Raw genomic sequence first — 11,700 nt, 5'->3', positions numbered from 1 at the left:
GCGGGCTGGGCGCTCTACCGATCTCGTGAAAGCTGAAAACGATCCGAGAAAACTAGGACGTAGACTCATTACCTGCACCGTGCCGTCATGGGCCTCGGTAATGGCGTCCATCAGCCGATCCCAGACACCTGCTTTCCGCCATCGAACGAAGCGGTTGTAGCAAGTGGTGCGAGGGCCGTAGCGCTCGGGCAGATCGCGCCATGGCGCACCCGATCGCAGCACCCAGAAGATGCCGTTCAGCACGCGACGGTCATCGACACGCGGCACGCCTCGCGGCTTGTTGGGCAAAAGCGGCTCGATGACGCGCCATTCGAAGTCGGTCAGATCGTATCGGCTCATGCCCTTATGAATCAGACTCCGCTCAAATTTGGAACCAGCCAGTCGGCAAACGACCCAATGCGGACAGGACGCCTGCTCACACCTCATTTCCATGTTGGTGAGCTTCGTCCTCAACAAAAAAGGTCGAGGCTCCAGCCAACACCGCAATCCGCGAGCACCCTCATCGCAGACGGCTCAAGCCAAATGCCGCACTGTCCGTCGTAGGGCTGATAGAACCCGCCGTAGATAGTTATCTGCTTTGGCCGCACTTCCTGCCGCAGCCGTGCGAAGGCCTCCTCCCGACCTCGCATCTGCTCGATCAGGTAGTTGACCGCATTCTCGTGCTCGGCCCCACTCCGGAGCCTTTGCCGCGGACCATCGAGGCTCCATCCATTCTTCTTGCGCGGGGAACCGTTACGCATCGGGTCGCCCTTGCGAACTATGCGTGTCGGTTCGAGGCTTAGGATCGCAGTCACCCCCTCGGGGTCCGCATCGAAATCAACGATCGAGAGCGAGATCATCGCCTGTCCTAGCTAGGTTCCAAAGGGCAAGGCAAGCCCTGCGCTGTTGCGAGACTCTTCATGCTCGCCTCGCGCTTCCAACCGAGCCCAGTCATTTTTGCGTTTATATCCTGTCAGTCGGCATCGATCGCCGTGGCCATGCGGGCGATGGCCTGTTGATAGACGCTCGCCGAATTCCAGCCAGCAATTGCGCCGATATTCGCCTGCGCGCTGGCGCCCGGTCGCCAACCATGACCCTTGAGGAAGTTGGCGGTAGAAGCCAACGCAGTGCTCTTGTCGCGCAGATTTTTGTTTCCGACACCATACGTCAAAACATTTCCGGGCAGGAACTGCGTGTGGCCGATCTCGCCATGCGCGGCACCGACCGACGAGGCGCTCAACGCTCCGCGATCAACCAGCTTCAGGGCCGCAATGGCATGCGGGTAGAAGAACTCCGGACGGCGACAGTCATAGGCCAGCGTTAAAATGGCGGAGACCGTATTCTGGCTGCCCATGGCGGAACCGAAGCCGGTCTCCATGCCCCAGATGGCGAGCAACACGCCCGGCGACACGCCGTAATTCCGTTCGATCTTGTCGAACAGCGCAGCATTGGCCTTCTTCAGCGCACGGCCCCTGGCAATGATCGCGGACGCGCCACGGCGCTTCATGAAAGCTTCCACCGAGCCGCTGAAAGCCTTATGGATGGCGCGGTCGACGGAGATCGTCTTTGTCGCATAGGTTGCGCGAGCCAGAGCGGCCAGACCCTTCGAGCCGACACCGTCGGCCTTCGCCTCCGCGGCGAACTCCGGTTTCCATGCCTCGAAGCCGGCGCCGTTCTTGCCACAGCTGGCCGCCGCCTGCGCGCCCGTCGCCAGCGCAAGCACCGCCACCACCGTGGCCACTACAAACATCTTCCCCTTGGCAAGAAATGCCATGCTGCTCTCCTGGTTGCCTGAATCACGTTCCCAATTGCGAACTTGCCTGCGAAACACCTGCTTGTCACTGCCCCGGCGCCACGCCGATGCACTCAATACAGCAGGAACCTCAAATCCACCACACTGGCGGACGCCCGGGAATTTGCCTACGATCAAGTAATTATTGTGGCGGGGACAGAATAAGCATGGAAGACGTTGATGTCGTGATCATCGGCGCCGGTTCAGCCGGGCTTTCGGCTTCCAAGACCCTGCGCGCTGCCGGTTTTTCCTTCAAATTGTTGGAAGCGGTGAACCGCATTGGCGGCCGCGCCTGGACCAGCGACCAGCATTTCGGCGTGCCGTTCGACATCGGCTGCGCCTGGCTGCATGCCGCGGACCGCAATCCCTACTTTCCCGAGGCGAAGGCCGCTGCCTGGACGCTTCATCACCACGACATGAATGTCGATCATCTCTATTACCGTGAGCGAAAGGCAAGCGAAGCCGAGGAGGCGGCGATGAAGGTGGCCGACGCAAGGCTGTTCGAACTGGTGGCGGCACATCAGGTGAGGGAAGGCGACGACGACCGCCTTTCGGCATTGCTCGCCAAGGGACACGCGCCGCGCGCCGCCGCAACCTTCGCCGGGCCGATGGATTTCGGCGCCGACGAGGACGAGATATCGATCCGCGACTTTCAGGCCGCCGCCGATCTCGATCCGAACTATTTCACCAGGGAAGGCTTCGGTACGCTGGTTGCCCGCTTCGGTGCCGATGTGCCGGTGGAACTGTCGACCCCGGTGCGCAAGATCGTCTGGGATGGGCCGGGCGTAGCCTGCGTCACCGATCGCGGTACCATCTGCGCCAAGGCGGTCATCGTCACTGCCTCCCCGGCAGTGCTCGCCTTCGAGGAGATTGCGTTCTCGCCTGCACTCCCCGATGCGCATTTCGCCGCCTTCTTCGACCTGCCGATGGGCATGCTGACCAAGCTGCCGGTCGAAATATCCGGTACAAGACTCGGCCTGGAGCCGTTCGACGATTTGCTGATCGAGCGGTTGGCCCGGCACGACATCTACTTCCTCTGCTTTCCCTTCGACCTCGATTTGATGGTCGGTTTCGTCGGCGGCGATTTCGCTTGGGAGATGTCGGCGGCGGGCGAGGCGGCTGGCATCGACTTCGTCGTCGACCGGCTCTGCGGCATCTTTGGCGGCGACATACGAAAGCATGTCGGACGCGCAATGATGACCAATTGGGGCGCTGAGCGGTTCGTGCGCGGCGCCTATGCGGCGGCGCGGCCCGGCCGCTCGCAAGCGCGCGCCACGCTGATGCAGCCCGTGGCGGAAAAGATCTTCTTCGCCGGCGAGCATTTGGCCGGTCCGCTGATGCAGACCTGCGGCGGCGCCAGATTGTCGGGCGAGGCAGTGGCCAAGGAGGTCGTCGCCCAGCTTGCAGCAAAATAGCATCGGCCGGCAGGAACGTGGGCAGCTGACAGGCGTTTGGCGTTCTCCTGCTCGTATTGTCCTCCGCATTTCGAATGATTTGAGACGCCAATGAAGCTTTTCGACTGCCCGCATTGCGGCCACCGTCTCTATTTCGAGAACGCGCAATGCCTGAACTGCGCCAGCCTCGTGCTCTACGATCCCGAGCATGCGCGCTTCGCGCTGTCCGGCGCCGACGTCTTCCATTGCACCAATGCCGACGAATGCGCCTGCAACTGGATGGCGGAGCCCGGCCACGCCTTCTGCCGCGCCTGTGCGCTGAACCAGCTGATCCCGGATCTGTCGGTCGACGGCAACCGCCGCCGCTGGATCCGTGTCGAGGCGGCAAAGAAGCGTGCCGTCTATTCGCTGCTCGCCTTCGGCCTGCCGGTCGCACCCAAGCAGGAAGTTGGCGACGAGATCGGTCTCGCTTTCGATTTTCTTGCCGATCCGATCGGCGGCGGTCCGGGCGGCGAACGTATCCTGACCGGTCATGACAACGGCCGGATCACGCTCAACGTCGCCGAGGCGGATTCGGCAGAGCGCGAACGGCGGCGCGTCGAGATGGGCGAGAACTACCGCACACTGCTCGGCCATTTCCGCCATGAGCTCGGCCATTATTACTGGGACCGCCTGATCCGCGACGATTCGCAAAAGCTTGCCGGTTTTCGCGCTTTGTTCGGCGACGAGCGCGCCGGCTACGAACAGGCGCTGAAGACCTATTATGCCGATGGCGCGCCGCCCGACTGGCAGCAGCGCCATATCTCGGCCTATGCGACGTCGCACCCATGGGAGGACTGGGCCGAGACATGGGCGCATCACATGCACATCACCGACACGCTGGAGATGGTGCATGCCCTGAATTTCCCGCTCGGCCGGCTGGAAACCGTTGAAGCCAACGAGCTGCCGCGCGCCGATACCGGCGGCAAGCTGCAGCCGGCACCATCGGAACCCGCCTCCAGGCCAGAGCCTTTCGAAAGGATTCTCGACCGCTGGCTGGTGCTGTCGGAGGCGTCCAACTCGATCAACCGCTGCATGGGCCTGCCCGATCTCTATCCCTTCGTCATCTCGGACGTGGCGGCGCAAAAACTTGCTTTTGTTCACGAGCTTTTGACCGACCTGCCGAAAACGACTGGAACAAATCGTGAGCCGGCCGAAGCCTTTTAGCCGGAACGCATGCGGCTTTGCTTCGTTTTCCGTGCCAAGGGACTGTGAAACGGAGAGAAGACCATGAAACGCATATTGTTTCCGGCGGTGGCCGGAGCGCTCATAGCGATGTCGGGCTCTGCATTGGCCGACACCGCCGTCTCGGCCATCACTGATCTCAATGTACGCGCCGGCCCCGGCCCGCAATATCCGGTGATCGGCGTGCTCGCGGCCGGCCAGTCGGCGACGCTCGACGGCTGCATCGTCAACAGCAAATGGTGCACTATCGCCGAGGCTAACGGCCAGGGCTGGGTCTATTCCGACTATGTGACGGCCGATTTCGGCGGCAGCCGTGTGGTCCTGACACAGCGTCCGGCCAGCGCCGACATTGCCGTCGTGACGCCGCCCGCCGATAGCGTCGAGTATTCCGACAGCTATACCGGAGCAATCGTCGCCGGCGAGGCGATCGAGCCTATCCGGAGACCGCCGGCCGAGATCCGTACCTATGTCCGTACGCATCGGCTCGATCCGGTCTATCTCGAGGGCGAGGTGGTCACGGGCGCGACGTTGCCCGACACCGTCGAGCTACGCGAGATTCCGGACTATGACTACCGCTACGTCTACGTGAACGGTCAGCCGGCGCTGATCGATCCGGACACAAGGCGCATCATGTACGTCGTGCGCTGACGATACAAACAGGGCGGTCGCCCTGCAGTAGCGGCGGCCGCTCACAAACCTCGATATCGCCACAGGCCGGCATTGCCGATGCAATACCGGTTTCCACATTGGGGCCGATGTTCTAGATCTTGCGAGCCGAAGCACCAGCCAGCGAGCCCGCGTGACGATCGACCCCACCGCCTTCCAACAGTACCGGCACACCGCCAACAACAAGACCACTTTGCCGCGGCTTCTGCTTGGAGCGGTGGTCGTCATACTGTTCTGGCTCGGAACCACTGCCGCCGTGCTGTTCGGCGGCACGTATGCCTTTGCCGTTTGGCAGGCATCGTCTGGCACCGCCCCGCCAGGTGGAGGAGCGGTGCAGGATTTCATGGCCTCTCCTGCGGGCATCCTCGCGGCGCTGGCTTCATTTGCCGGAATCTGGCTCGGCCTTTGGGCTGCCATGCGCTGGATCCATCGCGAGAAGCTGACAGCCCTGATTGGCGTCAGCCGGCGCATTTCTTGGTCGGGGTTCCTGAAAGGACTGACCGCGGTGCTGATCACCTCGCTGCTTTCGGAGATCCTGCTTTATGGTTTGCAGCCCGACATCGCGCGCGGCGCGATCGGCCTGTCCGCGTGGCTTTCGTTCCTGATCCCGATCGCCGCCCTGACCTTTCTGCAGACCTCGTCGGAGGAGATGCTGTTTCGCGGTTATCTGCTCTGGGGCCTGGCGAGCCGGTTCCAGAACCCTTTCATCTGGGCGCTGCTGCCGGGATTGCTGTTCACCTCCCTGCACTGGAGCCTAGGTTCGAGCGCTGCCATCAATGCCTGCGTGCTGGCCTCGATCGCCGCCTTTGCGCTGCTGCTGACGCTTCTGGTCTATGCAACCGGCAATCTCGGTGCCGGCTTTGGCGCCCATCTCGGCAACAATCTGACCGGCTTCCTGCTGATTTCGCACCAGCAAAGCTATAATTCCTTCGCCCTGTTCAACGCCAAGCCGCTCGAAGCCGCCGGCTGGACGACTTCAGACGCCGTCCTCATCGCTTCGATCGGCATCGTCAGCAGCCTGTTGACCGTTCTGCTGCTTTTGCATCCGCGCTCACCGCTGAAGGTCGAGCCGGATATGGCGCGCGCCGGCAGCGTGCGCTGATGTGCATTGCCTGGTCGTCCTGAGCTATTTGACGCAAAGCTTGACCAAAGCTTGACTCTGCGGCCGATTTCCTGTCTACACGCCGCGAATTCCGCGACGAGTATTCCTCCGAGCAAACCGACCGGGACGCCGAAACCTCTTTGAGGTGAAGTGCTGTAAATCGATCCCGGAGGCCAACACCCGGCAGCGCTGTGCGCCCCCGGGTGCTTTTTGGCTTTGGGCTTTGCCCGGACCGGCTTTTGCTTGGACAGTTGGCGCGAACGCATTACCTCTCGGGCATCATCCGGGTGCCAGGGAAAAGGAAAAAGAATGTTTGAATCGCTACAGGAACGTCTTGGTTCGATCCTGAACGGCCTCACCGGCCGCGGCGCCTTGTCGGAGGCTGATGTCTCGGCGGCGCTGCGCGAGGTGCGCCGTGCGTTGCTCGAGGCCGACGTGGCGCTGGAAGTGGTGCGTTCCTTCACCGACAAGGTGCGCGAGAAGGCCGTCGGCGCCGCCGTGGTCAAGTCGATCAAGCCCGGCCAGATGGTCGTCAAGATCGTCCATGACGAGCTGGTCGAGATGCTCGGCGCCGAGGGCGTCGCCATCGACCTCAATGCACCGGCTCCGGTCGTCATCATGATGGTCGGCTTGCAGGGTTCCGGCAAGACGACGACCTCGGCCAAGATCGCCAGGCGCCTCGCCGACCGTCAAAACAAGAAAGTCTTGATGGCCTCGCTCGACACGCGGCGTCCCGCCGCGCAAGAGCAGCTCCGCCAGCTCGGCGAGCAGGTCAAGATCGCCACATTGCCGATCGTCGCTGGCCAGACGCCGGTCGATATCGCCCGCCGCGCCGTGCAGGCGGCCAAGCTCGGCGGCCATGACGTCGTCATCCTCGACACCGCCGGCCGCACCCATATCGACGAGCCGTTGATGGTCGAGATGGCCGACATCAAGAAGATGTCGTCGCCGCACGAGATCCTGCTGGTCGCCGATTCGCTGACCGGCCAGGACGCCGTCAATCTGGCAAAAAGCTTCGACGAGCGCGTCGGCATCACCGGCCTCGTGCTGACCCGCATGGACGGCGACGGCCGCGGTGGTGCGGCGCTCTCGATGCGCGCCGTTACCGGTAAGCCGATCAAGCTGATCGGCACCGGCGAAAAAATGGACGCGCTGGAGGAATTCCACCCCAAGCGCATCGCCGACCGCATCCTCGGCATGGGCGACATCGTCAGCCTCGTCGAAAAGGCGGCCGAGAACATCGACGCCGAACAGGCCGCGGCGATGGCCAGGAAGATGCAGTCGGGCAAGTTCGACCTGAACGACCTCGCCGGCCAGCTTCAGCAAATGTCGAAAATGGGTGGCATGGGTGGCATCATGGGCATGATGCCCGGCATGGGCAAGATGAAGGACCAGATGGCCGCCGCCGGGCTCGACGACAAGATGTTCGGTCGCCAGCTCGCCATCATCTCGTCGATGACCAAGGCCGAGCGCGCCAACCCCGATATTCTGAAGCACTCGCGCAAGAAGCGCATCGCCGCCGGCTCGGGTACCGACGCGGCCGAAATCAACAAACTGTTGAAGATGCATCGCGGCATGGCCGACATGATGAAGGCGATGGGCGGCAAGGGCAAAGGCGGCGGCCTGATGCGCGGCATGATGGGCGGCCTCGCTTCCAAGATGGGGCTCGGCGGCATGATGCCTGGCGGCGCAGGCGGCATGATGGGCGGCGGGATGCCGGACCTCTCCAAGGTGGACCCCAAGCAGCTCGAAGCCTTGCAGAAGCAGGCCCAGGCGGCCGGGCTCGGCGGCATGAAGGGCCTGCCCGGTGGTTTTCCCGGTGGCGGTGGCCTGCCTGGGCTGCCCGGTGGCATGAAACTTCCCGGCCTGCCGGGCGGTGGCGGGCTGCCTGGCCTCGGCAAGAAGAAGTGAGGGCGCCATGAACGAAGAGAAGGACATGGCGGACGCGCGTGCGGCGCTGGCCAATTATCGCGCCTCTATCGACAATATCGACGCGGCGCTGATCCACATGCTGGCCGAGCGCTTCCGCTGCACCAAGGCAGTCGGCGTGCTGAAGGCGGAACATGGCCTGCCGCCTGCCGATCCGGCGCGCGAGCAGGAGCAGATCGCCCGTCTTCGCCAACTGGCGAAGGACGCCCATCTCGACCCGGATTTCGCGGAGAAATTCCTGAACTTCGTCGTCCGCGAAGTGATCCGCCATCACGAGCAGATCGCCGCATCCAACGGCGTAGCGAAAACCGGCTGAGGACCAGCCACCAACCGATCAACCGAATCAGAGCTTTTAGGAGAAAAGAAATGCCACTGAAAATCCGATTGGCCCGTGCGGGCTCGAAGAAGCGTCCCTATTACCATGTCGTCGTCGCCGACGCGCGTTCGCCGCGCGACGGCCGTTTCATCGAGTCGCTCGGCTCGTGGAATCCGCTGCTGCCCAAGGACGGCGAACGCGTCAAGGTCGACGCCGAGCGCGTCAAGCATTGGCTGTCGCATGGCGCCCAGCCGACCGACCGCGTGCTGCGCTTCCTCGATGAAGCCGGCATCGCCAAGCGCGAAGCCCGCTCCAACCCGAACAAGGCCGAGCCCGGCAAGAAGGCGCAGGAGCGCGCAGCCTTGCTGAAGAAGGCGCAGGAAGATGCCGCCGCGGCCGTTGCCGCCGCCGCAGCCGCGCCGGCCGAGGCGGAAGCCGCCAGCGCCGAATAAATCATCTCCACAACCACGAAACGGCGGGCCCTGCCCGCCGTTTTGCTATTGCATCCATATGGTGCGGCCCGATCAATAGCCTTCCGGGCAACTCGCAACGTAGACACGACCGTTGCGATCGCGATAACGGCATTGGCCGCTTTCGCTGGCACGGCCGATCAGTGCACCGGCCAAAGCGCCGGCCGCACCGCCGATCACCGCGCCCTTGGTCGGGTTGCCGGCCACAGCAGCGCCGACCGCCGCACCGCCCAGGCCACCAACTGCCGCGCCTTGCTCAGTACGGGAGCAGGCACCGAGCGGGACCAGCAAGGCCATCAAGATCATCACCTTTTTCATTGTCGTTCCTCTCCAACAGGGTGCCGTCCTCGCCGCTGCACCCCCTAACTCGCAACCAGGCGATTTGATCCAAAGAAGAAGATCGGCTGCCGCCCGGCGGCGCTCGATTTGATCCAAAGAGTAGAAAGGCGGCGGCACACCGCGCCCGCTCTGGCGGCGTGGCCAGCATCGAACGGCTTTCGATGTCGCCGCTATTGGCTGAACGGGAATAACGCGCGCACCCTTGGATCGCGCAGATACAGGCCACCCCAGAGGATGGCGCCGAGATAGACGCCGAACAGTATGTGCGAGAACAAAGGGCTGCCGATACGCACATGCGTGGCGACGGCGCCGCCGAGATAGGCGGTGAGCAGGATGGCGCCGAGCACCGAGGTGCGTGGCAGCGCGTAAAGCGCTGTCGAGACCAATCCAATGGTGCCGAGCATGCGCGAGACATTGGCATCGGCCGGCCAGCCGAGCTGCACCATGGTCTGGGTGACGATTTCGAGCGGCGGTAGCTTGATGACGCCGTCGAAGATCATGAACAGCACGATGACGGCGCTGAGCACGCGGCCGGCCCACAGGGCACGCGGTGAGACGGGTGCTGCCTGAGACATGGTCATTGATGTTCCCTCCGGTCGTTGTGAGCACTGGCTCCTTCGCCAGATCGAACCAAGGACGCGGCCCATGACGGCGATCCGACACGCCTCCAGCTCTTTTTCAGCTCCGGGGGACGGCGACCTTGGATGTGCAAGTTCAGCCGGCAACGAACCTGGCCAAGTCCACGTTGCGGGGTGAGGTGGAGGGCGTTATTGAAAACCGTAGAGGTGTCTTCCGAGCGCTCGACGGCAGCCGCCGCCTGATCGCACAACGAAAGCAACCGATGGCCGGAGAGACCGACCTGAAACAGTTGCTGGCGGCAATGACGCCGGAATTGCTTGCCGGCGTTCATGTCTTCACCACGTTGCCACCCGATGCGCCCGTTCCCGACAGGCTCCACCCGGTGATGCTGTTTCGCGAGCGCGAGGGCACGACGCTGATCGTGCTTGAAGACCATGCCAAGGCCGCTGGACTGAAAACCGTGTTCCGCTGCCGGATGCTGACGCTGAACATCCATTCGTCGCTGGAAGCGGTCGGCTTCCTCGCCGCCATCACCGCGCGGCTGGCCACCGCCGGCATCGGCGTCAATCCGGTCTCGGCCTTCTACCACGATCATCTGTTCGTGCCCGCCGACCGGGCGGAGGAGGCGCTGGAGTTGCTGTTGGACCTAGCGGAGGAGAACCGGCTGTGACGCCGTCGCCTTGCTGCCTATTTGAGACGCCTGTGCCCCTCATCCGCCTGCCGGCACCTTCTCCCCGTGAACGGGGAGAAGGGCGCTAACGGCCGAAGGCCGAGCCCGCGACTGCGGGCCGCCGGTCGTCCGGCGCCCCCGCGGAGGGCCAGCCGCGACAGCGGCGATGCGGCCCGTGAGCGAAACTATGCCGCCTTCTTCTTAGGCTGGATCAGCCCGCGCTCGACCAGCAGTTCCGCGATCTGCACCGCATTGAGTGCCGCGCCCTTGCGCAGATTGTCGGAGACGATCCACATCGACAGGCCGTTGTCGATGGTCGAGTCCTCGCGGATGCGCGAGATGAACGTGGCGTCCTCGCCGGCCGATTCCAGCGGCGTGATGTAGCCGCCGTCCTCGCGCTTGTCGATGACCTGGCAGCCCGGCGCCTCACGCAGGATCTCGCGCGCCTCATCGGCGGTGATCGGCTTCTCGAACTCGATGTTGACCGCTTCCGAATGGCCGATGAACACCGGCACGCGCACGCAGGTCGCCGTCAGCTTGATCTTCGGGTCGAGCATCTTCTTGGTCTCGGCCACCATCTTCCACTCTTCCTTGGTGAAGCCGTCGTCGAGGAAGACGTCGATATGCGGGATGACGTTGAAGGCGATACGCTTGGTGAACTTCTTGACGTCGACCTGGTCGGCGACAAACACCGCGCGCGTCTGCGTGAACAATTCGTCCATGCCTTCCTTGCCGGCGCCGGAGACCGACTGGTAGGTGGCGACGACGACGCGCTTGATGGTGGCCGCGTCATGCAGCGGCTTCAGCGCCACGACCAACTGCGCCGTCGAGCAGTTCGGGTTGGCAATGATGTTCTTGCGCGTGAACAGCGAGATCGCATCCGGGTTCACTTCCGGAACGATCAGCGGCACGTCCTGGTCGTAGCGGAAGGCCGACGAATTATCGATGACGACGCAGCCCTGCTTGCCGATCTTCGGCGACCATTCCTTGGAGACGTTGCCGCCGGCCGACATGATGCAGATGTCGGTATCTGAAAAATCATATTGGTCGAGCGCTCTGACCTTCAGCGTGCGGTCGCCGAACGACACTTCCGTGCCCTGGCTGCGCCGCGAGGCCAGCGCCACCACCTCGCTCACCGGAAAGCCGCGCTCTTCGAGTATGTTGAGCATTTCCCGGCCCACATTGCCCGTGGCGCCGACGATCGCAACCTTGAAACTCATCGAAATCTCCTGTCCCTCTC

13 protein-coding genes and 1 pseudogene are annotated in these 11,700 nt (G+C 63.3%); 8 read left to right on the top strand and 6 right to left on the bottom strand.

Annotated features, from left to right (window positions below; all coding sequences use genetic code 11):
• Positions 1 to 75 precede the first annotated feature (75 nt).
• The 3 genes and pseudogenes from NKI16_RS15810 to NKI16_RS15800 all read right to left on the bottom strand — a co-directional run.
• Positions 76 to 339: pseudogene (locus NKI16_RS15810) on the bottom strand (IS5 family transposase); the annotation flags it as partial.
• Positions 340 to 449: 110 nt separating this feature from the next.
• On the bottom strand, positions 450 to 839 hold the full coding sequence (locus NKI16_RS15805) for a DUF4279 domain-containing protein (protein WP_352840095.1): 390 nt from the start codon (positions 837 to 839) through the stop codon (positions 450 to 452).
• A 113-nt stretch (positions 840 to 952) separates the two neighbouring features.
• A complete protein-coding gene (locus NKI16_RS15800; RefSeq protein WP_352782351.1) occupies positions 953 to 1,753 on the bottom strand; it encodes a lytic murein transglycosylase in 801 nt (266 codons plus the stop codon).
• 185 nt (positions 1,754 to 1,938) lie between these two features.
• On the opposite strand from NKI16_RS15800, the gene NKI16_RS15795 reads away from it, so the two are divergent.
• The 7 genes from NKI16_RS15795 (at position 1,939) to rpsP (ending at position 8,854) form a co-directional block, all read left to right on the top strand.
• Positions 1,939 to 3,186: a flavin monoamine oxidase family protein gene (locus NKI16_RS15795; RefSeq protein WP_023680727.1), complete on the top strand. Its 1,248-nt coding sequence runs from the start codon at positions 1,939 to 1,941 to the stop codon at positions 3,184 to 3,186.
• Positions 3,187 to 3,276: 90 nt separating this feature from the next.
• Positions 3,277 to 4,371 (top strand): zinc-binding metallopeptidase family protein, encoded by a 1,095-nt coding sequence (locus NKI16_RS15790; protein WP_023680728.1) that lies wholly within the window; start codon positions 3,277 to 3,279, stop codon positions 4,369 to 4,371.
• 63 nt (positions 4,372 to 4,434) lie between these two features.
• On the top strand, positions 4,435 to 5,037 hold the full coding sequence (locus tag NKI16_RS15785) for a DUF1236 domain-containing protein (RefSeq protein WP_352782318.1): 603 nt from the start codon (positions 4,435 to 4,437) through the stop codon (positions 5,035 to 5,037).
• 151 nt (positions 5,038 to 5,188) lie between these two features.
• Positions 5,189 to 6,157 carry a CPBP family glutamic-type intramembrane protease gene (locus NKI16_RS15780; RefSeq protein WP_352782317.1) on the top strand — a complete coding sequence of 323 codons (969 nt, stop codon included), beginning with the start codon at positions 5,189 to 5,191 and terminating at the stop codon, positions 6,155 to 6,157.
• Positions 6,158 to 6,466: 309 nt separating this feature from the next.
• Entirely contained in the window at positions 6,467 to 8,068 is a 1,602-nt protein-coding gene (ffh, locus tag NKI16_RS15775) for a signal recognition particle protein (RefSeq protein ID WP_352570044.1), read from the top strand.
• A gap of 7 nt (positions 8,069 to 8,075) precedes the next feature.
• Complete coding sequence (locus NKI16_RS15770) at positions 8,076 to 8,402, top strand: chorismate mutase (protein ID WP_352450211.1); 327 nt, start codon at positions 8,076 to 8,078, stop codon at positions 8,400 to 8,402.
• A 50-nt stretch (positions 8,403 to 8,452) separates the two neighbouring features.
• Complete coding sequence (rpsP, locus tag NKI16_RS15765) at positions 8,453 to 8,854, top strand: 30S ribosomal protein S16 (RefSeq protein ID WP_352593759.1); 402 nt, start codon at positions 8,453 to 8,455, stop codon at positions 8,852 to 8,854.
• A 72-nt stretch (positions 8,855 to 8,926) separates the two neighbouring features.
• On the opposite strand, the gene NKI16_RS15760 is transcribed toward rpsP, so the two are convergent.
• Together NKI16_RS15760 and NKI16_RS15755 are read right to left on the bottom strand one after the other, a co-directional pair.
• Complete coding sequence (locus tag NKI16_RS15760) at positions 8,927 to 9,190, bottom strand: YMGG-like glycine zipper-containing protein (protein WP_023680734.1); 264 nt, start codon at positions 9,188 to 9,190, stop codon at positions 8,927 to 8,929.
• Between the two features lie 191 nt (positions 9,191 to 9,381).
• Entirely contained in the window at positions 9,382 to 9,792 is a 411-nt protein-coding gene (locus NKI16_RS15755; RefSeq protein WP_352541971.1) for a DoxX family protein, read from the bottom strand.
• A 260-nt stretch (positions 9,793 to 10,052) separates the two neighbouring features.
• Here NKI16_RS15755 and NKI16_RS15750 point away from each other — a divergent pair, with 260 nt between their 5' ends.
• Entirely contained in the window at positions 10,053 to 10,460 is a 408-nt protein-coding gene (locus NKI16_RS15750) for an ACT domain-containing protein (protein WP_352624817.1), read from the top strand.
• A 185-nt stretch (positions 10,461 to 10,645) separates the two neighbouring features.
• Here the strand turns inward: NKI16_RS15750 and NKI16_RS15745 are convergent, their stop codons facing one another.
• On the bottom strand, positions 10,646 to 11,680 hold the full coding sequence (locus NKI16_RS15745) for an aspartate-semialdehyde dehydrogenase (protein WP_023680535.1): 1,035 nt from the start codon (positions 11,678 to 11,680) through the stop codon (positions 10,646 to 10,648).
• Positions 11,681 to 11,700: the final 20 nt, after the last annotated feature.

Origin of the sequence: Mesorhizobium sp. M0698 (assembly GCF_040320455.1) — a bacterium.
GTDB lineage: Bacteria > Pseudomonadota > Alphaproteobacteria > Rhizobiales > Rhizobiaceae > Mesorhizobium.
This window is presented reverse-complemented; position numbering and strand designations above follow the sequence as displayed.

Excerpts from the sequence above, each read along its gene's own strand:
- NKI16_RS15805 (WP_352840095.1), bottom strand. The coding sequence starts at position 839 with ATGATCTCGCTCTCGATCGTTGATTTCGATGCGGACCCCGAGGGGGTG.
- NKI16_RS15800 (WP_352782351.1), bottom strand. The coding sequence starts at position 1,753 with ATGGCATTTCTTGCCAAGGGGAAGATGTTTGTAGTGGCCACGGTGGTG.
- NKI16_RS15795 (WP_023680727.1), top strand. The coding sequence starts at position 1,939 with ATGGAAGACGTTGATGTCGTGATCATCGGCGCCGGTTCAGCCGGGCTT.
- NKI16_RS15790 (WP_023680728.1), top strand. The coding sequence starts at position 3,277 with ATGAAGCTTTTCGACTGCCCGCATTGCGGCCACCGTCTCTATTTCGAG.
- NKI16_RS15785 (WP_352782318.1), top strand. The coding sequence starts at position 4,435 with ATGAAACGCATATTGTTTCCGGCGGTGGCCGGAGCGCTCATAGCGATG.
- ffh (WP_352570044.1), top strand. The coding sequence starts at position 6,467 with ATGTTTGAATCGCTACAGGAACGTCTTGGTTCGATCCTGAACGGCCTC.
- NKI16_RS15770 (WP_352450211.1), top strand. The coding sequence starts at position 8,076 with ATGAACGAAGAGAAGGACATGGCGGACGCGCGTGCGGCGCTGGCCAAT.
- rpsP (WP_352593759.1), top strand. The coding sequence starts at position 8,453 with ATGCCACTGAAAATCCGATTGGCCCGTGCGGGCTCGAAGAAGCGTCCC.
- NKI16_RS15760 (WP_023680734.1), bottom strand. The coding sequence starts at position 9,190 with ATGAAAAAGGTGATGATCTTGATGGCCTTGCTGGTCCCGCTCGGTGCC.
- NKI16_RS15755 (WP_352541971.1), bottom strand. The coding sequence starts at position 9,792 with ATGACCATGTCTCAGGCAGCACCCGTCTCACCGCGTGCCCTGTGGGCC.
- NKI16_RS15750 (WP_352624817.1), top strand. The coding sequence starts at position 10,053 with ATGGCCGGAGAGACCGACCTGAAACAGTTGCTGGCGGCAATGACGCCG.
- NKI16_RS15745 (WP_023680535.1), bottom strand. The coding sequence starts at position 11,680 with ATGAGTTTCAAGGTTGCGATCGTCGGCGCCACGGGCAATGTGGGCCGG.